This is a genomic window from Psychrobacter sp. L7 (genome assembly GCF_002810365.1).
In the GTDB taxonomy this organism is placed as follows: domain Bacteria; phylum Pseudomonadota; class Gammaproteobacteria; order Pseudomonadales; family Moraxellaceae; genus Psychrobacter; species Psychrobacter celer.
The window spans coordinates 1-23,023 of sequence record NZ_NEXR01000012.1; the positions used below are offsets into that span (position 1 = coordinate 1).

Below are 23,023 nucleotides of genomic sequence, written 5' to 3' on the forward strand. Positions count from 1 at the left end.
GGTAACCAATCAGGACAAGTATCTTTATACAGCTTAAAATCGTGGATTGACCCTTTACAGGTTTGCACATCAAGTATCAAACCAGTTTGCCAATGAACGATAACCTGCGCTTTTAAGGTGTGTTGTTTTTTCTTACCGCTGTAGTAGTCTCTTTGGTTTTTTTTGGACGCTCAATAGGGGTTTCGGTGGCATCGACAATGACGACTGACCAATTGATGTCCTCATCGACACGACTAGGCAACTTTTTAGGCAATTCAAACTTACCTGAATCGATAAGTACGTCTTCTACTTTACGAATGATACGGCTAGCAGAAGACTCATGAATACCAAAGTCCATACTGATATGATAAAGCGTGCGGTATTCACGCCAATAAGTCAGGGCTAGTAGTATCTGCTCCTTAAGACTGAGCACACTTGGTCTGCCTGATTTGGTCTTAGATGCTTCATGCTCTTGCATGGCCTCAAGCATGTCATAAAAGGTGGCTTTATGAATGCCTGTATAGCGTTTAAAACCAGCGTCACTTTGTTTGAGTAGCTTATCTATGTTTGGCATATCTATTAAGTAAGTAGAGTTCAATAATATACGTTGTGTCTTACAACTACTTTTGCAAGAGGTCTAATAGTTTATATTTAAACACATTACATAGAAAGCAAATTAAAATCCACTACTATAATTCATATAGGTCGTCCAATAAGCTAAACATAGCTAGGTTTAGCTATTCTTAGCTGTTTTTAGCTATCCTTAGCTATTTGCAAGAGTCCAAGACCAACCCTCAGAAACGACTAATCCATCACGGCGCATTTTCTGCAACAGGTTACGCACCTTGTTCTTACGCTGTTTATCATCTAGCACTTGCGGTAACTTGTTAGCCAGCATTTTATCAAAGTCAGCTAGTCTGCCTCGCTCAAACGTCTTGAGGTATTCTATAATCAAGCTTTGATAATGCATGTCATCTAAGCCGCGCATTTGCATATACTCTGCCTGCTGCTCAGTGTGCTTAGCAACATCAGCGGCAATGATATAGCTGTTTTTACGCCCTTCTATCAATGACTTTTTGCGTAACGCGTCGGCTTCCTCTTCAGTGATTGACTGCCCTTTTTGTACTTTATCCAGCGCTATGATGTCGTGCAGTGTGAGATTATCAACGGTCGCTAACTGCTTGGCGTATTCTTGATCAAGCACTTTGCCTGTGAACTTCACGCCTACTCTTTCACGGGATAAGTCATAATCTGGCAATGGAAAAAAGCGCTTAGACTGAATCTGATACATTTTTTTGATGCCGCTACCGATGGTGTCCATCATATTTAGATTGACCATGGCATTGACCAAAAACGGATTGCGGTAACTCGCTTCAGGCGCATCTTGCAGTAGTACATTTTCAATGGTCTTAGGAATAAACGCACCGCTGTTTTGAAACAATAGCGTTGAGTCTTCTTTTTCAACTATTATGATACGTCCGCCTAGGCGGTAATCTTGATGACCAATGGCATTGCTTAACGCTTCACGAATGATATAAGGATCGTACTGCTGCACCTCTTCAGGAAATAGCGTACCTGACGCCATGTAGCGGTAATTGAGATTACGAATCTTGTTATACACCTCATCTAAGACTAACAAAAACGGTGGTTCAAAATGCTCATAGTCTTTTTCAATGCCATCAACGCCCTTTAAAATCCAAGTGATATGCGCTTGCGCTGGACTCAAAAAACTCGTGGATTCATAACGACCTAATAGGATAATCGCTGTGTTAGTAATCTGACCGTGAATGGTGATTTTGGCTTTATTTAAAAAAGTGATGTCGTCCCATTCTTTAACATCTTCAGCCAACCGCTTGTTTTTATCCGCAAAGACTTGTCTAGCAACTGCAATGGCCTTAGGATCAAGGTCTTCAAGCGTTGCTTCATGACAAATCTCAGCGCTCCAATCATCGGCTTGATTTTGCCAGAGCTTACGGCTTTGATCAGGATAATGCTTGAGCAGCTTTGTGACACTACCGATACGAATATAAGGCTCATGCAAAAAGCTGACAGGCGTATCGGTAGCTGCTGGAATCTCAAACAGTACCACCGCTTTATCATCAATCTGTAGCTCATGAATGGTAAAGTGAATCTTAGGGCTTAGACGGTTTACCAGCCAATGCTCTAAGTCTTCGTTGCCTTTAGCTTTTTTTGTCCTCGGGCTAAAGCTTGTGCCAACGATGTTGTGCGTGCCGTCCTCTACGCCAAAAACTAAATAGCCAAACTTCTTGCCAGCCAAACACGCGCCATTGGCAAGTGCAGAGATACGCTTACCGATCTCATCAGGACTATGAAAATTATGCTTAAACTCAAGCCATTCTTGTTCGGTTGGCTGCTGAGTTAGTCTTAGGACAAGGCTTTGGTAGTGATTGGGCATAGTAAGAGCGCTAGAAATAATTAAGTATGAATGATTTTGTTTATTATGCACTGTCAATTATGCAAAAGCAGTATATCGTCTGGTTTTGTTTATGATAAGCTATTCTACTTTTAACGAACAAAGTTCTATATAAAAAGTTATCAGCTAAAAATACACGACATAGGTTAAGGTTAAACATGAAAATTGATGCAGACGTTTTTAGTATTGCAGACCTCGAAAAGTATTATTTTGTAGTACCAGACTATCAAAGGGAATACGTCTGGGAAGCAGACAAGCATATCTATCAGTTTTTAGTTGATACTGATGAAGAGTTTGAAGCACATGCTCATGAGCAACAGAGCTATTTTTTAGGCTCAATCATCATTGTAGAAAATAATAAAAAGTACGATGTTATAGATGGTCAACAGCGCCTCACTACTATCGTAATTACTCTGTGCGCCATGCGCGATATATTAGAGGAGATCCAGAAAGATAGTCAACTTTCTGAGATGAGCAACAGTATTCTTAGCATTATAAAAAATTGGCTGTTCAAATTTGATTTAAAAACTAAATCTACACTCTCGCGTCTTGAGCTACAGTATGATGAGAGCAACGGATATATAGACACGCTAATTCAAAAAAAGACATACGAAGGCGAGATCACCAATTCAATCGAAAAAATGCAAAAAGCATACGCGCGTATTTTTGAGCACCTACAAAACTATGTAAATCAAGAGACGCTACTGTTTGAGGAATACACACAGTACTTTTTAACTAACGTCACTGTGGTAGTGATGGAGTCAGACAACCTTGGCAGTGCACTCAAAATATTTGAGACGATCAACCAGCGCGGTGCTGGTCTCAACGCTATGGATCTTGTTAAAAACTTGATGTTTAGTAAAGCGAACTCACATGATTTTGAGGACATCAAAACCAAGTGGAAGCAGATTACCACTTATCTTCAAAACTGTGATGAAGCGGATAAGCCACTACGTTTTTTAAGATACTTTATGATCGCACGTTACCACAATGGTATTATTCGAGAAGATGACCTGTACTCGTGGATCATATCAAAAGAAGGCAAGAGTAAACTAGACTATGAAAACGAGCCTTTGCATTTAGTGAATGAAATGGTCGCTGCGGCTAAACGTTATAGCTATTTGGTTCAAGCAACCAATAGCGACAATAACGCGGACGGGGTTAATAAGTATCCCAACGTAGTCAATATTGGCTACATTAATAAACAACGCTCACGTCAGCACCTTATTTTATTAATGGCGTTAAACCTGAACTGTGATGATCAGGTGATCAACTATCTTGCACAGCAAATAGAGAGCTTTTTATTTTTCGCTAACACACTCAAGATGCAAACTAAGAGCTATGAGCGCCGTTTTACAGATTGGGCAACTAAACTACGCGAGATACGTAGCATAGATGAGATCGTAGAGATCATTGATGGAACCATGGTTCCTTACCTAAGAAGCTATCTATCAGACTTTAAATATAGCTTTTTGCAAATCAAACATTACGACTATAACCCGCAATATCGAGAGCGCTATATTTTAGGGTGCTTAGATACCGAATTATGCACGCAAGCAGGACTAAATCTTCTTAGCCAAGAGAACATACAAAGACTGCAAATTGAGCATATTCTACCGCAAACGTTGAAGAATATAGACGCAAGTGAAGAATTCGCTGATGATGAAGATCGTGAAAAGTACACCTTTATGCTTGGTAATGTGACCTTACTTGAAAGCCAAATCAATCAGGCTATCAATAGCTATAATGATCTATCTACTGATTGGTTTGGTATGAAACAGGCTGAATACATCCATTCTAACTTCGTGCTCACTAAGCTATTGAATGATAACTATACTATCGGTAAGAACACTGGCCTTAATCGTCTAAAAGACAAGCTAAACTGTCAGTTTAATGAGTGGACGAAAGCATCTATCGAGCAAAGACAGAAAATGCTGATGGAGCTAGCTTTGGATCACTGGCAGCTTAATGGTAAACGTTTAGATGAATACGATAAAATAAGTACTACGGAGGACGTAGAAAAATAAGAATAACTTAGAGTTAGTTAACAGAACAGACCACCCTTAAAGGTGGTCTACTTTTTTGATCTGAAGTAGTAAGAGCACATTTTTAGGTAAAGCCTCGCATTGCCACGCGATATGATAAGCTCAAAGATAGCTATGCAGCGGCGGTAATGCTCGCTTGTGTCTTTATCTGGTTGCCACTCATTTGAATTCTATACACACCCTAATTGATAGTTATCTCATAACTAAAATTATCAGCTAAACCAAACGATTCACGGTACTCGATCGGCTCGCCTTTTAGATTTTTGGCAACTCGGCAAATCTTGACCAAGCTTTCATCAATACCATTGCTTAAATAAGCATCGATATGGTTTTTTTTAAAGGTAAGCTTTTCAACCGCTGACGACACAAACTGATTGCAAATTTCATAGTAAAAAGGATATAGCAGATTACCAAAGTCTTCTATGCGCAATCCTGCTAGTGGGTGAAACAGACTTTCAGGAAGCCAAATTCTTTCACTCAGTATGATCTTGTGATCTATCACCCGTATACGCTCAAGATACACTAAGCGTTCATGATCTTTCAGATTTAATTTTTTGTTTATCTTAGAGACACCATTTATCAATGCTACTTTTTTTACTACCCCAGTCGGTGTGACATAATCACTATTTTTATCTCGAAATTTGAAAAACCGTGATAGCGATGTCTCAAAATTTGGTTGTTTTAAGAAAGTACCTCGCCCTTGCTGTTTTTGCAAAATCCCGTCTTCAACAAGCTTTTCTACCGCTTTTCGAACCGTTCCTACCGAAACCTCATATCGTTTCGCAAGCTCTGATTCGGTAGGTAACGGCTTATCTGCGTCCCACTGACTCTCAGTCAATAAGCATTGAATCTCCCAACGAACTTGCTCATACCGAGGTATATTAAGTCCTTCAATACTTTCTAATATTTTTCTTCTCATGTCTATACTCTTTATGAACTGGTTTCATTCTATATTTTAAAAAAGTGATTGACAACGTTCTTAGTATCACTTCTAATGTATAAATATTCATATACATGTTTATATGTTTATATCATTGCTTAGTCACGGTCAAGGAGTGAACATGACAATATACATACTCGCCGCTATCATTGCTTCGATATTTTTAGGCTATACCACTAAAGTTAATATTGGCTTTTTTGCTATCGTATTTTCTTACGTTATCGGTTGTTTTGGCCTTGGTATGAAGGCTTCTGAGGTCATTGCTCTATGGCCTATCAAGATATTTTTCATCATCTTCGCCGTCACTTTGTTCTATAACTTTTCATTGGTTAATGGCGCACTAGAAAAGCTAGCTAATCAGCTAATATATAAATGCCGTAAAGTGCCTGCTCTATTGCCCTTAGTAATATTCTTTGTTGCCACCATTATTTCAGGATTAGGAGCAGGTTATTATACGGTTCTCGCTTTTATGGCTCCTATGACTTTATTACTTTGTAAAAAAGCTAATATGAACATAGTTATTGCTGCACTGGCAGTTAACTATGGTGCACTGGCGGGTGCCAACTTCATGACGTCTCAAAGTGGCGTTATCTTTAGAGGATTGATGGATACTGCGGGATTGGCACAAGACATTGCCTTTACATATTCATCAGGAATCTTTGCTGCGACATTTTTGATTCCGGTAGTTTTACTTGGAGGCTACAGTCTTATCAATGCCAGACACAACAAAATAGCAATTGATGCAGTACTTCCTGAGCCTCTAGACCACAAACAAAAACAATCGATTGTACTCATTTTCATCATGATGGCAATCGTTCTTATCGTCCCTATTTTGAACTTGCTGTTTCCTAATGTTGAGATGATTAGCTTTTTAAACGCGCGAATTGATATCGGCTTTATTGCTATATTTTTCACAATCATCAGCTTGTTTTTGAAGCTAGCGGATGAAAAAACAGTTATTCGTTTTGTGCCTTGGAACACGCTTATTATGATTTGCGGCGTTGGTATGTTAATCAGTTTAGGTGTAAAGGTTGGAGTGATAGACGAGCTAACTGAATGGCTTAGCACCAATGTTCCAATTTGGATGATTCCAATTTTAGTATTCATTATCAGCGCAATTATGTCAGTATTTGCAAGCACACTTGGCGTCGTTGCTCCTGCCCTTTTCCCTATTGTTCCAACACTTGCAGCAGCCTCTGGACTTAACCCACTGCTATTATTTGTCTGCATCGTAGTTGGCGCTCAAAGCTCTTCAATCTCGCCTTTCTCATCAGGGGGTAGTTTGATTTTGGGGTCATCACCAAACGATATTGATAAAGATAAGCTATTAAACTCACTACTGTTTAAAGCTGTTCCCATTGGGATTGTTGCTGGACTTATTGCAACCTTTATTATTCAGGTTTTATTTTAATTGAGATAAAAAGGAGAGTGCTATGCCGCTTATTGACACCCATGCTCATGTTTTTTCAAACGAGGCAGACTTTGTTACCAATGCTCGCTATAAACCAAGCGATACAGCCAGTGCTGAGGACTATATCCAGCAGTTAGATGCTAATGGCTTTAACCAAGGCGTATTGATCCAGCCAAGCTTTTTAGGGACAGATAACAGCTATATGCTATCGGCAATCGCGTCTTATCCTGATCGATTAAAAGGAGTTGCCGTGGTTGATCGTGACGTGACATTATCAACACTTAAGGGCTTAGCTGATCAAGGAATTGTAGGAATACGCTTAAATTTATTTGGGCTTGATTGCCCAGATTTAACTAAACCTGACTGGCAAGCGCTTCTGACAAAGCTTACCGATGTTAACTTTCAAATTGAACTTCATGCGCCGCCTGCTTATTTAGTACGGCTATTGCCTAATTTACAGCAATACCCTATAGATGTGGTCATAGATCACTTTGGACGATTTGATCCAACATTGGGCGTGAATGATCCGGATTATCAAGCATTGTTAAAGCTGCTTGATCCTAAGCAGCATTGGGTCAAAGTATCAGGATATTATCGTGTTGATAAATCAGGTGTTCAAAATGCCGTAGACGCTTTTGCCTTATTAAAGCAAATCGGACTACAAGATCATCTGCTTTGGGGAAGTGACTGGCCGCATACTCAGCATGAAACCATAAGCTTTGATAAAGCACTTGATAACTTCAAGCGCATCGTTAATGATGATAAGCTTGTGACGCAAATTTTGATAAAAAATAATGCCGCGTTGTTTGGGTTTTGATTCAAGCGTCAAAATGCTTTGACTACGGTAATTTAACTGCCGATTAAGCTTTTTTTATTTATAATATATATCTTATCTAGTCTTAATATGGCGCCTCAACATTTATGAGGTGCCAAGTAATATCTTGATACAATTAATCAGGGGAAAAATCCCATTATTTGCCTTGCCTCCAATACTGTAGCGCTGTTGGTCTATTTGATGGTCTAATATGTATCTACAATAAAATAACTATAATTAAATCAATTACTTGTATATAAAGTTAGACTTCCTCCTTCACCGCCAATCTTATAAAATCTTAGTTTTCCTAGCTTGTCCTAAACTATCCTATGTACATCTTAAACCCTTTAAATATAACGCGTCTAGCGTTTTTTTTATACCTACTATTTCCCCAATCCCACCCAACGTGACCCACCTATCACGTCGCTTGTGTTGGTCTATAGTGAATTCAGTATAGTAAAAGACACAGTGGGACGGGGATAAATTTTTCGCAGCCTCTGTCTGCGTAGGCACAGCACGCAAGGAAAATTTAGACCAGTTCCACCTTGATATAGTCTAATCCAAATAAAACCGATACAATACTTTTAACAATTGCATTTAATGAAATAAACGATGACTTATTCAATAGACTATCGCAAACAGGTACTTTCTAGCATCACTGATGGTATGACCATACGAGAAGCTGCGCTATTTTATGGACTTAGCACCAGCACCATTCACAGTTGGCAGAAGAAATTAGCTCCTAAAACAACCAGGAATAAAGCACCGACTAAAATACCTGATGACGCCTTGATTGAAGACATAAAAAGATACCCAGATGATTATAACTATGAAAGAGCTCGCCGCTTGAACTGTAGTAAAACGGGCATCTTCAATGCTTTGAAGCGTCTTGGTATCAGTCAAAAAAAAGACTTTGGAACATCCAAAAGCGTGTCCGATAAAAAGAGCGATATTCCAGAGTAGGCTTGATCGCTTTACTCAGCAAGGCTATCCCATTGTCTATATGGATGAAAGCGGCTTTGAGGCTGAAACTATTCGTTCTCATGGCTATGCACCGATTGGTAAACCCTGTATCGATAGCTACAACTGGCAAGCTTCGAGACGTACGAATGTCATCGGAGCTCTCTATGAAAAAATGCTATTTGCGCTTGAGTACGTTGAGCAGAATATCAATAGCAATATATTTTATGATTGGTGTAAGTTCACACTTATTCCAAGTCTTAAAACCAAGTGCGTGATTGTCATGGATAACGCTCGGTTTCATAAAAGTAGACGCATTCAAAAACTACTCAATAGGCATGGCCATCGTATTTTATGGCTGCCGCCGTACAGCCCTGATCTGAACCCTATCGAGAAAAAATGGGCACAGGCTAAGTTTATGCGCCAAGGGTGGATGGAGAATAATCTACCTAAACTATTTCATGATATGGGCTGTATCGATTTTATAAAGACTTAACTATAACGGCGCTACTTCCTTTGTTCGACCGCAATTTGTCCCATTTTTATCACCATTTTTGACATGCAGACACGTCCTAATGACTTTACCAATCAATACGGTCAAAGTTTTACAGTACGTTATAATTAGTCAGTACTGTGCGATACGTCAATAAAAACAATAACACTGGATTGCCTTATGCTGTTAGACATCCTGCTCACCATCCACTTTATCTTACTGGTGCTCATCTCTTTACGAGTATTGTCGCGCCATGATCTGAGTGCCCCTGCTCGGCTGGCTTGGATTGTCATTCTATTTATCTTGCCTTATCTGGGGGTGGTGGTTTACTGGATGTTTGGTGAGGTACATCTGGGCCGCAACTTTGCCCGCGAGCGTGAGCAAGTCATCGATAGATTGAGCGCCTATCGCCCCGATGTGCTGGGCAGTGAGGCGGCCTTGACACAGGCTGTCAAACCAGGGTACCGCGCAGCCTTTGCCTACTCTGCCAATGCCACAGGCTTTCGTACGACGGTGGGCAACCGCGCCGAGCTAATGGCCGATGCCAACGAGACGCGTAGACGCATGATTGCTGATTTTGATGCGGCGACCGATCATATTCATGTGCTGTATTATATTTGGCTGATTGATGGCATGGGTATCGACACTGCCCAAGCATTGATACGGGCGGCAAAGCGCGGGGTGACATGCCGCGCGATGGTCGATGGCATGGGCTCACGTAAGATGGTGCGCTCAAAGATATGGCAAGAAATGAAAGACGCTGGCGTACAAGTTAGCGTGGCATTACCGATTAACAACTTCTTAAAGGTAATGATGTTTAGTCGGATCGACTTGCGCAATCACCGCAAAATCACGGTGATTGATGGCAAGATTGGCTACTCTGGCAGTCGCAACTGCGCCGACCCTGAGTTTCGGGTAAAGCCCAAGTTTGCGCCGTGGGTAGATATCATGATGCGTGTTGAGGGGCCAGTTGTGGCACAAAACCAGATGCTATTTGCCAGTGACTGGCTCAGCGAAAACCCTTATACCCCGCTTGAGAGCTTTCCTTTTTTTACCCAGCCTGCGACCGCCTTGGATGACGGTGCTGAGACAACGTCTGAGATACAAGCAACCAACACCTTTGCCGCGCAAGTCTTCTCCGATGGGCCGACCCAACGTCACGGCACCACGCCGCAGTTTTTGGGCGCGTTAATCAGCCAAGCCCAGCACACTCTTATTATCTCGACGCCCTACTTTGTACCGGACTACTCGTTGGTCAATGTGTTGTGTGCCACCGCCTACCGTGGTGTAGACGTGACGATGATTTTCCCAAAGCACAACGACTCTATCGTGGTGGCAGCCACCAGCCACAGCTACTACTGGCAATTGCTCGAATCTGGGGTAAAGATATATGAGTACAAACCCGGCCTACTACACGCCAAAACCCTAACCGTCGATGGCGAAATCAGCCTGATTGGCTCAACCAATTTGGACTTACGTAGTTTTGATTTAAATTATGAAAACAACATCGTTTTTAGTGATAGAGCGCTCACCGCTGATATCGTCGCACGCCAACACCAGTATATCGCAGACTCAGATGAGGTGACCTGCGCGCAGGTGAAAAACTGGCCACTGCCTTATAGAATTTGGAACAATATCGTCGCGAGCATGGGGCCTATTTTATAAATGGCCAGTTAGATGGCTAAATGGCTCTAGATTGAATTGAAGATACGCCCTAATACTGACTTTGCTAATAAGGATGCAGGCAGACTCATTTCATCTACAGACTGCGCTATTTACCCATATGCTTTTGCAAAACATACACCACAAACTTGGCTTCTGTATTAAATGGCGCATGCTCACTAAGCTCCAGTAATGCTTGGCGTTTTTCTGCGCGGGCGCGATAAGCATACGGGGTCATGGTCATCAAATCTGCCAAATCATTTGCCGCTAATGACAGCTCGGTACTGACGTGATGCGTCGCAAGCAGGGTAAAGTGCGGGGCTAATTCGTGCAAAAACTTATCAGAATCATGCTCGCGCACACTATCAAACAACGCCTCACGCATCGAGGCAAGATGCTGACTATCGGGTTTGGCAATGATGAGATAGCCTGTGTCACACAACACTTTGGCAAAAGCCTCAGGCAAGATAGGACTAAAGATGCTACTGATACCCGTCACACTACGGGCGCGTAGCGGCAGATGGGCGGCGCTGGTCACTAGTGGATATACCGCCGTCTGAGTCGCGCCCTCTTTGGGCTGCTGATACCACAGCTGCCCTGCCGCTTTACTTGCTTTGGCGAAAGTAGAGACGGCAGGCTTGCTGATGTCAGCCGCTATCAGCGATGCTATACCGTCTATCTGCGCCATTGCTTGGGTATAATAGCCCTCACCGCAACCGACATCCAGCCAATTTGCGGCAGTATCACTTTGCCCGAGCAGCGGCCTCATTTGCTGCTCAAGCAAAGCCTGTAATGGCTGGTAATGTCCTGCGGCCAAAAACCGCTGCCGCGCTTCGATAGAGGCTTGGCTGTCTCCTGGCGCTTTGGATTTTTTTTGTTGTACTGGTAACAAATTGACATAGCCTTGACGCGCCACATCGAAAGGGTGCTTGGTCTGCTTTGGATGCAAGCTGCCATCACAGCGCCACGTATCGGCGGCAGGCTGCATGGGTGACTGGCAAAGGGGACAAATAAATAACGACACAGGTTTCTCAAAATCAGTCAAATATGGCCGTCATTTTAGCAAAGTTTGCTTCAGCTGCGGCATAAAACCCCTCACTTAATAATAAGAGACAGAACCAAAAAAGCCACCTCAAACACGATGAGATGGCTTTTGCAGAGCGCTGAACCAAAAGACTCAGTTTGCTAAAACACCAGCTTGTTAAAGCACCAATTTATTAAAAAACCAGCTTGTTAAAAAGTAGTTAGCGCAGTTTTAGCGTCATTAGCCCTAAGATTACAAGGATAATGGCAATAATCCAAAAGCGTGCCACCACTTGTGTTTCTTTCCAGCCAATCTCTTCAAAATGATGATGCAGCGGCGCCATACGAAAGACGCGTTTTTTGCGCAGCTTATATGAGCCAACCTGTAGCATCACCGACAGCGCTTCTGCGACAAACAAACCACCCATAATGGCAAAGGCAATCTCTTGACGAGTCATGACCGCGATGGTACCGAGCATCGCGCCCAGTGCCAGTGCTCCGACATCACCCATAAATACTTGGGCTGGATGGGCGTTAAACCACAAAAAGCCCAAGCCTGCCCCAATCATCGAACCACAGACAATGATGACCTCAGAGTTATAAGCGATATAAGGCACATGCAAGTAGTCAGCAAAACGCACATCACCTGAGACATAAGCCATCGCGCCCAAACCTGCCGCCACCAGTACCACTGGCAAGATAGCCAAACCATCCAAACCATCGGTTAAGTTGACGGCATTAGAAGCGCCATTAATCACAAAATAGGTAAAGATAATAAACCCAATACCAAAAGGTAGCGCAGAGAAAGGAACGATCCAGTTTTTAAAGACAGGCAGTAGTAAATCCTGCATCTCGCGGGTGGTCGCCATATCTGGCTGCAGCGTGGCGATATAGTACAGCGACACCCCAACAAATAACGCGCCCATCGACAGCCAAAAGTACTTTTTGCGAGCGATTAGGCCTTTGGGGTCTTTATACTTAATCTTTAGCCAGTCATCAGCCCAGCCAACCGCACCAAACACCACCATCACCACCAGCAAAATCCACACATAAGGATTGTCTAAGCGCGCCCATAGCAAGGTCGACACCCCGATAGCACTGAGTATCAAGACGCCGCCCATGGTCGGTGTGCCCGTCTTGGCCAAATGCGACTGCGGTCCATCATTACGGATGGCCTGCCCATATTTGAGCGCACGCAAGTGGCGAATGACGCGGCCACCAAACATCATGCTAAAGACTAAAGCGGTAATGACCGCTAATAACGCGCGTAGCGTCAACGAAGAAACCGCAGAAAACGGTGTATAATACTGGCCAAGCCAGCCAAACAACCAAACTAACACCGCCTACTCCTCGACTAGCGCATTGATAAGGGTTTCCATTTGCATGGCACGTGAGCCTTTGAACAGCACGGTACAAGGCTTAGCCTGCTGCGCTTGCAAATACGGCTGTAAATACGCCAAAAGACTGTCTTTATCCGCAAACGCATGCGCACTGATATCAGAGATTTCTTGCGCACCTGCTACGGTATACGGCGCATACTCACCGACGCACAGCAGCACGTTGATACCAGTGGTGGCAATGGTACGACCCAAGCTTTGATGCTCGCTCACTGCCGCGTCACCCAGCTCAGCGATATCGCCCAACACCATCACTTGCGTGCCTGTTTGCGCCGCCAGCACCTTGGCCGCTGCACGCACGGAATGCGGATTGGCATTATACGTATCATCGATCAGGCGATGCATCCCCAGTATCTGACTATTGAGACGACCTTTGGCGGGGCGGGCGTTTTCTAAACCAATCACGATATCACTGACATCGATGTTTAACGCATGCGCACAAGCGGCCGCCGCCAAGGCGTTATTGACATTATGCTCACCCGCCAATGGTAGGTTGATGTCATGGACTTGATTGCCAATATGCAGCTTGAACTCACTACGCTCAGGCTCGACATCCAAGTGACTGGCACTGACATCGGTATTGCCAAAACCAATCACATGTGAGGTATGTTTTTCGGCGATACGGCGCAGTTGATTGGTAAAGTCGTCTTTGTCAGGGACAATAGCAAACTGAGTATCGGTTAATGTATGGTAAATCTCCGACTTGGTTTGACAGATACCTTCACGGCTACCGAATTCACCCAAATGCGCGGTACCAATATTGAGGATACAAGCCACATCCGGTTGGACGATTTCTGCCGTGTAAGCAATCTCGCCGATATGGTTGGCGCCCAGCTCCAAGATGGCATAGCGATGATGATCGGACAACTCGAGCAGCATCATCGGTACGCCCAAATCGTTGTTTAGGTTGCCACGGGTGATCAGGGTTGGTGCTAAACGACCAAAGATACTACCAAGCATCTCTTTGCAGGTGGTTTTACCGCTTGAGCCGGTGATAGCAATCACAGTCAAGTCTTGATGCTGCTGACGACGATAAGCGGCCAGCTGCCCCAAAGCCAGACGCGTATCACTCACGACCAACTGCGGGATGCTCGTCGAGATGGGACGTGAGACGATAGCAGCGACAGCACCTTGGGCAGCGGCTTGATTGATATAGTCATGACCATCAAAATTGGCACCGCTTAGCGCCAAAAAGATATCGCCGCTCTTTATCGTGCGGGTATCGGTGGCGATACGGTTGCTGGTGACCGCGTTGTTGGCAAGCTCAGTTTGTCCTGCATTGCTTTGCTCTGCTGCTAGCTGCCAATGCCCATCCAGCGAGGCTGTCGCAGCGAGCAGATTATCTACCTGCCAGACATAGAGACCTTGCGACTGAATGGTATTGTCGTTGTCGGCTGTCATAATGATTACCTTGTATGATGACTACTTAATTTTTATAAATACTGTTTGTTACGCTCAACATGATTTGATGAGCGCTCTCAAATGATGGCGCAACCCTCAAAATCATGACGCTGTAAACCCATTGCCTATCTGCGCCCAGCCTTTTGTAAGGCTTGTTGCAAGACCACACTGTCATCAAAATCATAACGGACATGATTGATCTCTTGATAGGTCTCATGACCTTTGCCAGCGATGACGACGATATCATTGGGTGCTGCTTGCATGACAGCATACTCAATCGCCGCTTGCCGTGCAGGCTCAATATGGGTGCGCTGATACTGCGCGGTGCTCATGCCCGCTTGCATATCTTGCAAGATGGCCTCTGGGTCTTCGGTTCGCGGATTATCCGCGGTCAATATAACCCTATCCGCGCCCGCCAGTCCTGCCTGCGCCATCAGCGGACGCTTGCCCGCGTCACGGTCTCCGCCGCAGCCAAACACCGCCCACAGCTGCCCCTCACAGTGGGTGCGCAAACTGGCCAGCACCTGACTGAGCGCATCAGGGGTATGGGCATAATCAACGATAAAGCAGCCATCACTCGATGCGACGCGCTGCATACGTCCTACCGCGCCTTGTAGCTGCGGGACGAGCTCGGCGATACGCTCAAGACTCATGCCCAATGCAGTAGCAGCGGCAATGGCAGCCAGCAAATTGGCGACATTAAAACGCCCGAGCAAAGGACTAACGATATTTATGCGACAGCTCTCTTTATGGCCAGTGTCTGTATCACCAGTTCCTTTATCAGCGGTATCTCCACCGGCGATGTCTGTCTGCAGTGTAATTTCCACCCCTTCTAAGCTTGGGGTAATATCGGTGGCAACAAAAGTCGCAGGCTTTGAGGCATCTAGACTATACGTCCATACCGTCAAACCACTGGCATGCGCCATATCTAGCATGACCTGCGCGTACTCATCATCGATATTAATGATAGCGTGGGTCAAGGAAGGAAAATGCGTTTTGTCAAAGAGCCTAGCTTTTGCCGCGGCATACGCTGCCATATCGGCATGATAATCTAAATGATCGCGGCTTAAGTTGGTATAAATCGCAACAGATATCGGCACGCCTTGTAGACGCTGCTGATCAAGGCCGTGCGAGCTGGCTTCTAACGCCAATACTTCTGCCTTCTCAAGCGCCATTTGATACACAAACTGCTGCACGGCAAGAGCGTCGCCCGTGGTATGGCTAGCCTGTACCAAAGCGCCCAGTCGACCGTTACCCGCGGTCCCCATCACAGCGCTGCTCATGCCAGTCAGCTGCGTCAACTGCGCTACCAGCTGGCTGACGGTGGTTTTGCCATTGGTGCCCGTCACTGCCGCCACCGTGGGTAATCGGCTTGGCTGCTGGTACTGCAAACGCGCCTGAATGAGACTGCCCAAAAAATCACGAATATGCGGCGTGTATATCAAAGGACAAGACAACACATCCGCTGGCAACTGTCCATCATCAAACAAGTCGCTTGGGTCAATCTCCGAGAGAATAAAAGCCGCCTGTGATGCGGCTTGTAGCAGATAGTCGCGGCTTTTTTGACAGTGGCCTGTCTGGCTTTTTAGCAGGACAAACACATCGTGTGCCGCAACGTGGCGGCTATCCAACCGAAACTGTGCAAATGGTATATGCGCGACCGAGATGCCCTCACTGGTATTGTCCGCAGCAGCGAGCAGCGCGGTGAGCGATGACTGTAGCAAAGAATGCTGACGATCGCCGCTCTCTAAAAGCTGCTGCAAGGTAACCGCGTGGGTGCTGGGCGATGAGGTAAGCGTGGTCATGGGCAAATCCTAAACGGTAAACACAAATCAGCGGCTGGCGCTGGATACTGGCCGACATCAGTCGTCGTGTTTGTGTGGCAAGATACTTATGGCTCTTCGGTCTTTAGCGGTTTATCTAAAGGCACATTATACAAACGCAGCGCCTCTTTCATGACATTATGAAAGACAGGAGCGACAGTCAGACCCGCATAAATCTGCGCGCGCGGGTCTTCGATGAGCATCACGCCCACCAGCCTTGGGTTTGATGCTGGTGCCATACCCGCAAAGACGTTGCGATACTGGTCAGTATAGTAGCCACCTTTGGGGTTGATACGGCGCGACGTTCCTGTTTTACCCGCCACACGGTAGCCATCAATGGCCGCGCCTTTCGCGGTACCACCCGGCTCGGTGACGCTCTCCATCATCTGCACGATAGACATCGCCTGCTCGTGCGCCATAATGCGTTTGCTTGGCTGCGGTTTGTCGTCTTTGATCAATGTCAGCGGATGCATGACACCACCTGCGGCCAGCGCCGAATAGGCCTGTGCGACCTGCGCAAGTGTCACCTGCAGACCATAACCATAACTGACGGTGGCGCGGCGCGAGGTTTCTTTTTCTTTTGGCGTGACCACCAGACCACTACCCTCACCAGGGAACTGTAATGGGGTTTTTTTACCAAAGCCAAACTGCTTTTGCATATTGGTAATGGCATCAGGCGGCAGGGACAATGCAATCTTGGTCGAGGCGACGTTACTCGATTTTTGTAGTAGCGTGCCCATGTTGATCATGCCGAGATTACGGTGATCGCGAATGGTATAACCACGGACACGGATAGAGCCTGGATTGGTATCAATCAATGATGTCGCGGTATATTTACCCGAGTCTAACGCCGCAGCCACAGTAAATGGCTTCATCACTGAGCCTGGCTCAAAGACGTCTAACAGCGCACGGTTTCGCTGGTTTTCACCGGTCATCTCATTGAGGTTATTGGAATTAAATGACGGCCAGGTCGAGAGGGCGAGCACCTCGCCTGTCTGTACATCGACGACCATACCTGTCGACCAGCGCGCCCGCTGTAGGCGTCCTGCTTTTTCTAACTCTTTATAAAGCAGATACTGCAGACGCGAGTCAATCGTCAGCGCCACATCTTTGCCCGGTATCTCAGGCTCGACTTGCTTGATTTCTTTTAGGCTGTTTTGTTTGGCATCTTTTAGTACCAGTACCTTGCCATCTTTACCCGCCAGCTCCTTTTCGTACTGACGTTCGATACCCGCACGCCCTTCATAGCCGCCCTCAGGATCATTGGCGTTTTGTCCCATAAAGCCGAGCAATTGCGAGTTGGGCTGAGGCTGCGGGTAATAACGCTGAAAGAAGTTTTTTTCATACACCCCAGGGAAATCTAAAGAGCTGACACTTTGGGCAATCTCTGGCGTGACTTTATTAAGAAGCGGTAAGTAGTGCGAGCCTGCGCCTGATGGCAACGCTGCTTTTACTGCTTCCTCGTCGGTGACATCGATGCTGTCATCGATCGCGGTGACTCGTTTTAGCTCACTGACTGAGATATTGGCGGCAGCGGCCAAGGTCGTCAAATCCATAGCATCCAAGCGTTTTTGCATGCGCGCTCGTAGCTGCGGACTGTCAGGGTTGGTCAAAATGATGCGTTTTAGCTCATAGTATTCACGCGCATAGTCATGCGGACTAAAGGACACTGTCGCCAGCGGCGCACTCACTGCCAGTGGCAGTTTGTTGCGATCCGTGATCATACCGCGATAAGATGTTTGTGTGCGTACGCTGGTGATCAGCTCATTGCCCTTATCTTGATAAAACTGGGCATTGGCGACTTGAATGTAGTAAGCACGGCCTATCAGTGCGACCAATATGGCAAGCGCCAATCCCCAAACCGTCCAAAATCGCGCTTTGTCTTGCTCAAAACCGCCCCGTGAGGACGCCCCTGATGCTTTATTTAAAAACGCGGTTTTACGGTTTTTGACACTGGTATAAGCACCTTGATTGTCATTCTTTTTTAGTCGCCCAAACAGCTTGGCCTTACGGCTATCTGCCGCACTACTATCAGTTTTTTTATTTTTTTGTCCTGAATTGGCCGCACTGACACGGCGCAGCGGCTTGGTGACTTTGCCACTGGTGGGTTTTTTGCTGTTGTTTTTTGCTGTTGACTTACCGGTCTTGGCTTTGGATTTTTTTTCACTCATCGCCCAGCCTCCGCCGCATTGGTATTAATTGATGTAGCTCTAGGCGGCGCGTCAATCGACAAATCGGTACTGACAACCTCTTGTATGACATCACTGTCATTGGCGGTGATATCTGCCTCGCTAGAGGCGGCTGGCGCCAGTGCCGTAGGAGCGCCTGGCTGAATAATCAACTTGTCTTTGAGGGTTGGAGAATACATGCCAAGCTCGGCCACAGCGCGGCTGGCAATTTGCGGCGTGGCGCTAAAGGTTTGCTGCTCGATAAGCAACCGCTGATGCTCTACTTGTAGCTTGCGCTGTTGTTTTTTCATGTCTTGCAAGGTTTTATAGTCCTGATGGTATTGCTGGACGCCTTCAGCGGTCTTGATACCGCTCCAGATGATTGCCGCCGCCAGCAATAATAAAATCGCCACATAAATGCTGACCACATTAAACCGGCGCACAAACAGCTCGCCGATATCGACATTAGGAGGGGTGCCGGCGCGGCGAGTAGGTTTGTCAGATATTGCCATGACGCTCTCAAAAAGTGGACTTCAAATATAAAATCGGCGACGGTTTTAAATGGTTTTTATGCGCAAATGTCTCTATCAGACACTCAGGCCGCATCGGTGACATAAAACCAAATATCACTGTCATGCGCGCTACAAACAAAAAACCAACTGCTGAGCCTAGCAGGTAATATTTACAGCTTTTTAACACTAGCGTAGCCATTCGCACATTTTTATCTTATTTAGACAAACAACAGCAAAGCGATATGACTACTCTTAAACCGCTTCACTGACAATGTAGCTAATCTTGGCTTGCCGCCTGTTGATACTCAACATCGCTGCGCGTGGCCAGTCGCAACCAAGCACTGCGCGCGCGCGGGTTGCCGCTGATCTCGCTCTTGCTAGGCCCCACCCGTTTTGGCTTACCAAAATAGCGCGGACGTTTGGGTGGCATCGGCAGATTATCATCCTCTGGATATTGCCCTTTGCTATGGCGCTGCAAAAACTGCTTGATTCGGCGGTCCTCTAAGGAGTGAAAGCTAATCACTGCCAGCTGACCACCTGCTTTTAAAATCGGAATGCTTTGCGCCAAAAAGTCATCGACATCGCCAAGCTCGTTATTGATAAAAATACGCATGGCCTGAAAGCTTTGGGTCGCTGGATGCTTGCCGCGCTGCCAGTTGGGGTGCGCCGTTTTGATCACCTCTGCCAGCTCAAGCGTGGACTCATAGCTGTCCATCTGCTTGATGGCGCGCGCGATACGGCGACTGTGGCGCTCTTCGCCGAACTCGTAAAGCACATTGGCCAAGGTTTCGTCATCGACCTGCTCGAGCCATTCGGCCACCGACTGGCCACGACTGGTATCCATACGCATATCGACCGCGCCATCACGCATAAAACTAAAACCGCGGCTACCATCATCAATCTGCGGCGATGAAATGCCCAAATCTGCCATCAAGCCATCCACCTGATCGATACCCAGCGCCGCTAAGCTATCCGTTAAGGTCGCAAAACTATCATGCACCACTTTGACACGGCTGTCACTAGCGGCCAGCTCTTGCGCCACAGCAATTGCTGTCGGGTCTTTATCAAACACCACCAGCGTCGCGTCGTCACTCAGATGACTCAATAATAGACGGCTATGACCGCCACGGCCAAAGGTAGCATCGACGTAGATGCCGCTCATTTGCAAGCTGGGTTGTGGGGCGTCATCTGTGCGTTTGGGAAGAGATTTGACCCCCAGTACCGCCGCCACCGTCTCTTGCAATAGTACGGCATCATGGACAAAGCGCTGCTCGCTGGACGCCGCGCATGCAGACCCTCCTTCACGGGTGGGCTGCGCGGTATCAGAGGTTACAGCAGATAAATCAGCCGCCGACTTGGCAGGGTCAGTGGCCAAAGAAGGGCTTTGTTTGCAAGTGGACGTACTGTTTTGCTTATTATTTGGCTTATCATTCAATGTGGACACAAACGACTCAGTAGATGACGGCCATATCGGCCGGTAATAGTAAAAAATCAGATGAAAATAAACAAGTTATGTCTTGCTTGACCTTATTATCGCAAGGATACACGGTGAGTCAAGCACTAGACAGGCTTTTCATTAAAAATATCGCAGCTGTCTGTTATACTAGCGCTATATTTTACGCTATTTTTTGCTATTGACGGCCACTCTTTCATTGCTATTTTAGTCATATTTTTCCTTTAGTTATTTTGTGGCTATTGTTGCTACTTATCGCCCACGACATTTTGAGATTTTTATTATGCAAACATCGACCCATGCTCCCTCCGACACGAGCAACGCCCGCCCTATTCGCACGCGTATTGCGCCCTCGCCGACTGGTTTTCCGCATGTCGGTACCGCTTATATTGCGCTCTTTAATTTAGCCTTTGCCAAAGCCCACGGCGGTGAGTTTATTTTGCGTATTGAGGACACCGATCAAACGCGTTCGACGGCCCAATCCGAGCAGATGATTTTGGACGCGCTACGCTGGGTCGGACTTGACTGGAGTGAGGGACCAGACGTTGGTGGCCCGCACGCACCTTATCGTCAGAGCGAGCGTAGCGATATTTATAAAAAACACGCCGAGCAGCTGATAGCAAGCGACCATGCGTTTCGCTGTTTTTGTACTACAGAAGAGCTAGATGCCATGCGCGCTGAGCAAATGGCCAATGGCGAGACCCCACGCTATGACGGCCGCTGTGCCCACCTACCTCCAGAAAAAACTGCGCAATTGGTAAGCGAGGGCACCCCGCATGTGATCCGTATGCGTGTACCCACCGACGGCGTTTGCCAAGTACATGACATGCTGCGCGGCACCGTCGAGATTCCTTGGGCGCAAGTCGATATGCAAGTATTGCTAAAAACCGACGGTATGCCAACTTACCATCTTGCCAACGTCGTTGACGATCACTTGATGGAGATCACTCACGTTATGCGCGGCGAAGAGTGGCTCAACTCCGCCCCCAAGCATCAGCTGCTTTATGATTACTTTGGTTGGGAGATGCCAACACTCTGCCATATGCCGCTACTGCGTAACCCCGACAAATCAAAGCTGTCGAAACGTAAAAACCCAACCTCAATTACTTACTACCGTGATGCCGGCGTACTACCTGAGGCGCTGCTCAACTACCTAGGCCGTATGGGCTACTCAATGCCTGACGATACCGAAAAATTCACCTTGGATGAAATGATTGCCAGCTTTGATATCCAGCGCGTGTCTCTTGGCGGCCCTATCTTCGATACCGAAAAACTCAATTGGCTAAACAGCGAATGGCTACGCGCGCTTACACCTGAAGAGCTTAAAAACAAAATCCTTGAGTGGGCCAGTGACAGCGATAAACTCACCGCGATCGCCGCTGCGATTCAGCCACGCATCGAGCTGTTGTCTGACGCGGTCAACTGGGGCGGCTTTTATTTCCAAAACCTGCCAGACATCACCGCTGAGAGCTTTACGCATAAATCGCTTGAGCCTGAGCAAATCATCGAGCTGCTACAACTGGCGCTTTGGCAGCTTGAGACCCTGCCGACGTGGTCGGAGGAAAACATCTATACCACGCTAAAAGGCCTCGCCGCCCACCTCGATATCAAGATGCGCGACTTTATGGCGCCATTCTTTATCGCGATTGCGGGTAGCACCTCATCGACGCCCGTTATGAACTCGATGGCGATTATCGGTGCGGATATGACCTTGACGCGCTTGCGTCATGCGGTTGATGTCTTAGGCGGCCTCGGTAAAAAGAAACTGAAAAAGCTTGAGAAAAAAGCGGCGGATCTGCCTAATTTTTTGGCTGATGCATAGTTTGGCAGCAGGGTATCCTTGTACTTGCCGATGAAGAGTAGGATAGATAAATAATAACAAAGAGTCAGCTCGATACTGGCTCTTTTTTATGTAACACCCATACTCAAACGTCCATAATTAGCCATTTAAATACTTTTAATGACTTTTTTTGCATTATTTTGCATTTTTTTAAAAATAGCGGTTGACAAGACTGCTGGTCTTACCTAAAATACGCACACTCTTAGCGAGGGGCTATAGCTCAGTTGGTAGAGCACTTGCATGGCATGCAAGGGGTCAACGGTTCGACTCCGTTTAGCTCCACCATACTATTTATCGCTCAACAGATAAATATTGCTTTGAGAACAATGTCAGCACCTAGGCAAGGCTTATTAATAAATAAGCGCTCTGATATTGTGAAGTACCGTTATAACCATAGGTTATGACACTCTATGCGTCCCCATCGTCTAGAGGCCTAGGACACCGCCCTTTCACGGCGGTAACGGGGGTTCGAATCCCCCTGGGGACGCCACTATTCGGCGTCACTTATTAGCACTTTTGCTTAGCATCAGGTTAGACTAATAAGCGAACACTAAAAAATCCCAGTCATCATCCGGTGACTGGGATTTTTTTCGTTTGTCGTTTATAAAAACCATCGATATGAGCTGCTCATGACGACCGATACCAGGTAAACTACGAAAGAAACGATA

The 23,023-nt window shown here is 46.2% G+C and carries 17 protein-coding genes, 2 tRNA genes and 2 pseudogenes; 10 read left to right on the plus strand and 11 right to left on the minus strand.

Annotated elements, in window-relative coordinates; genetic code table 11:
* The 3 genes and pseudogenes from CAP50_RS12970 to CAP50_RS12065 form a co-directional block, all read right to left on the minus strand.
* Positions 1-104, minus strand: a pseudogene (locus tag CAP50_RS12970) (hypothetical protein); the annotation flags it as partial.
* Positions 105-112: 8 nt separating this feature from the next.
* A complete protein-coding gene (locus tag CAP50_RS12060) occupies positions 113-553 on the minus strand; it encodes an IS5/IS1182 family transposase (protein WP_075102676.1) in 441 nt (146 codons plus the stop codon).
* Between the two features lie 189 nt (positions 554-742).
* Positions 743-2,395: an RNA-binding domain-containing protein gene (locus tag CAP50_RS12065; protein ID WP_075102500.1), complete on the minus strand. Its 1,653-nt coding sequence runs from the start codon at positions 2,393-2,395 to the stop codon at positions 743-745.
* Between the two features lie 176 nt (positions 2,396-2,571).
* Between CAP50_RS12065 and CAP50_RS12070 the strand changes: the two genes are divergently transcribed.
* Both CAP50_RS12070 and CAP50_RS12075 read left to right on the plus strand, forming a co-directional pair.
* Positions 2,572-4,440, plus strand: coding sequence for a DUF262 domain-containing protein (locus CAP50_RS12070; protein WP_075102499.1), 1,869 nt, complete (start codon positions 2,572-2,574; stop codon positions 4,438-4,440).
* 98 nt (positions 4,441-4,538) lie between these two features.
* Positions 4,539-4,625 (plus strand): annotated as a pseudogene (locus CAP50_RS12075) (IS5/IS1182 family transposase); the annotation flags it as partial.
* Between the two features lie 14 nt (positions 4,626-4,639).
* Here the strand turns inward: CAP50_RS12075 and CAP50_RS12080 are convergent.
* A complete protein-coding gene (locus CAP50_RS12080) occupies positions 4,640-5,377 on the minus strand; it encodes a GntR family transcriptional regulator (protein WP_100750115.1) in 738 nt (245 codons plus the stop codon).
* Positions 5,378-5,519: 142 nt separating this feature from the next.
* On the opposite strand from CAP50_RS12080, the gene CAP50_RS12085 reads away from it, so the two are divergent.
* The 5 genes from CAP50_RS12085 (at position 5,520) to cls (ending at position 10,741) form a co-directional block, all read left to right on the plus strand.
* A complete protein-coding gene (locus CAP50_RS12085; protein WP_075102498.1) occupies positions 5,520-6,809 on the plus strand; it encodes an SLC13 family permease in 1,290 nt (429 codons plus the stop codon).
* Between the two features lie 22 nt (positions 6,810-6,831).
* On the plus strand, positions 6,832-7,626 hold the full coding sequence (locus tag CAP50_RS12090) for an amidohydrolase family protein (protein ID WP_075102497.1): 795 nt from the start codon (positions 6,832-6,834) through the stop codon (positions 7,624-7,626).
* Positions 7,627-8,235: 609 nt separating this feature from the next.
* Positions 8,236-8,586 (plus strand): IS630 transposase-related protein, encoded by a 351-nt coding sequence (locus CAP50_RS12845; RefSeq protein WP_075102496.1) that lies wholly within the window; start codon positions 8,236-8,238, stop codon positions 8,584-8,586.
* Positions 8,537-9,079, plus strand: coding sequence for an IS630 family transposase (locus CAP50_RS12850; protein WP_241900770.1), 543 nt, complete (start codon positions 8,537-8,539; stop codon positions 9,077-9,079). The genes CAP50_RS12845 and CAP50_RS12850 overlap by 50 nt, the downstream gene beginning before the upstream one ends.
* Before the next feature lie 177 nt (positions 9,080-9,256).
* Positions 9,257-10,741 carry a cardiolipin synthase gene (cls, locus tag CAP50_RS12105; RefSeq protein WP_075102494.1) on the plus strand — a complete coding sequence of 495 codons (1,485 nt, stop codon included), beginning with the start codon at positions 9,257-9,259 and terminating at the stop codon, positions 10,739-10,741.
* A 106-nt stretch (positions 10,742-10,847) separates the two neighbouring features.
* Here cls and CAP50_RS12110 read toward each other — a convergent pair whose 3' ends face one another.
* The 7 genes from CAP50_RS12110 to rsmH form a co-directional block, all read right to left on the minus strand.
* Complete coding sequence (locus tag CAP50_RS12110; RefSeq protein ID WP_305956345.1) at positions 10,848-11,783, minus strand: putative RNA methyltransferase; 936 nt, start codon at positions 11,781-11,783, stop codon at positions 10,848-10,850.
* A gap of 199 nt (positions 11,784-11,982) precedes the next feature.
* Entirely contained in the window at positions 11,983-13,101 is a 1,119-nt protein-coding gene (mraY, locus tag CAP50_RS12115) for a phospho-N-acetylmuramoyl-pentapeptide-transferase (protein WP_075102493.1), read from the minus strand.
* A 3-nt stretch (positions 13,102-13,104) separates the two neighbouring features.
* Positions 13,105-14,559, minus strand: coding sequence for a UDP-N-acetylmuramoyl-tripeptide--D-alanyl-D-alanine ligase (locus tag CAP50_RS12120; protein WP_075102492.1), 1,455 nt, complete (start codon positions 14,557-14,559; stop codon positions 13,105-13,107).
* Positions 14,560-14,684: 125 nt separating this feature from the next.
* Positions 14,685-16,364 (minus strand): UDP-N-acetylmuramoyl-L-alanyl-D-glutamate--2,6-diaminopimelate ligase, encoded by a 1,680-nt coding sequence (locus CAP50_RS12125; protein WP_075102491.1) that lies wholly within the window; start codon positions 16,362-16,364, stop codon positions 14,685-14,687.
* Between the two features lie 86 nt (positions 16,365-16,450).
* Positions 16,451-18,553 (minus strand): peptidoglycan D,D-transpeptidase FtsI family protein, encoded by a 2,103-nt coding sequence (locus CAP50_RS12130; RefSeq protein ID WP_075102490.1) that lies wholly within the window; start codon positions 18,551-18,553, stop codon positions 16,451-16,453.
* A complete protein-coding gene (gene ftsL / locus CAP50_RS12135; protein WP_075102489.1) occupies positions 18,550-19,062 on the minus strand; it encodes a cell division protein FtsL in 513 nt (170 codons plus the stop codon). Before ftsL ends, CAP50_RS12130 begins: the two co-directional genes overlap by 4 nt.
* 277 nt (positions 19,063-19,339) lie before the next feature.
* Entirely contained in the window at positions 19,340-20,506 is a 1,167-nt protein-coding gene (rsmH, locus tag CAP50_RS12145; RefSeq protein ID WP_075102487.1) for a 16S rRNA (cytosine(1402)-N(4))-methyltransferase RsmH, read from the minus strand.
* 292 nt (positions 20,507-20,798) lie between these two features.
* On the opposite strand from rsmH, the gene gltX reads away from it, so the two are divergent.
* The 3 genes from gltX to CAP50_RS12165 all read left to right on the plus strand — a co-directional run bounded on the left by gltX (position 20,799) and on the right by CAP50_RS12165 (position 22,845).
* The gene (gene gltX, locus CAP50_RS12155; protein ID WP_075102485.1) at positions 20,799-22,337 is read left to right on the plus strand and encodes a glutamate--tRNA ligase; all 1,539 of its coding nucleotides are present in this window, start codon (positions 20,799-20,801) and stop codon (positions 22,335-22,337) included.
* A 227-nt stretch (positions 22,338-22,564) separates the two neighbouring features.
* Positions 22,565-22,640: transfer RNA gene (locus CAP50_RS12160), tRNA-Ala, on the plus strand.
* Between the two features lie 129 nt (positions 22,641-22,769).
* Positions 22,770-22,845 (plus strand) — tRNA-Glu (locus CAP50_RS12165).
* Positions 22,846-23,023 lie beyond the last annotated feature (178 nt).

Coding starts and splice junctions, on each gene's coding strand:
- CAP50_RS12120 (WP_075102492.1), bottom strand. CDS start 14,559: ATGACAGCCGACAACGACAATACCATTCAGTCGCAAGGTCTCTATGTC.
- CAP50_RS12090 (WP_075102497.1), top strand. CDS start 6,832: ATGCCGCTTATTGACACCCATGCTCATGTTTTTTCAAACGAGGCAGAC.
- CAP50_RS12125 (WP_075102491.1), bottom strand. CDS start 16,364: ATGACCACGCTTACCTCATCGCCCAGCACCCACGCGGTTACCTTGCAG.
- CAP50_RS12060 (WP_075102676.1), bottom strand. CDS start 553: ATGCCAAACATAGATAAGCTACTCAAACAAAGTGACGCTGGTTTTAAA.
- CAP50_RS12085 (WP_075102498.1), top strand. CDS start 5,520: ATGACAATATACATACTCGCCGCTATCATTGCTTCGATATTTTTAGGC.
- gltX (WP_075102485.1), top strand. CDS start 20,799: ATGCAAACATCGACCCATGCTCCCTCCGACACGAGCAACGCCCGCCCT.
- CAP50_RS12065 (WP_075102500.1), bottom strand. CDS start 2,395: ATGCCCAATCACTACCAAAGCCTTGTCCTAAGACTAACTCAGCAGCCA.
- CAP50_RS12070 (WP_075102499.1), top strand. CDS start 2,572: ATGAAAATTGATGCAGACGTTTTTAGTATTGCAGACCTCGAAAAGTAT.
- CAP50_RS12080 (WP_100750115.1), bottom strand. CDS start 5,377: ATGAGAAGAAAAATATTAGAAAGTATTGAAGGACTTAATATACCTCGG.
- CAP50_RS12845 (WP_075102496.1), top strand. CDS start 8,236: ATGACTTATTCAATAGACTATCGCAAACAGGTACTTTCTAGCATCACT.
- ftsL (WP_075102489.1), bottom strand. CDS start 19,062: ATGGCAATATCTGACAAACCTACTCGCCGCGCCGGCACCCCTCCTAAT.
- cls (WP_075102494.1), top strand. CDS start 9,257: ATGCTGTTAGACATCCTGCTCACCATCCACTTTATCTTACTGGTGCTC.
- CAP50_RS12130 (WP_075102490.1), bottom strand. CDS start 18,553: ATGAGTGAAAAAAAATCCAAAGCCAAGACCGGTAAGTCAACAGCAAAA.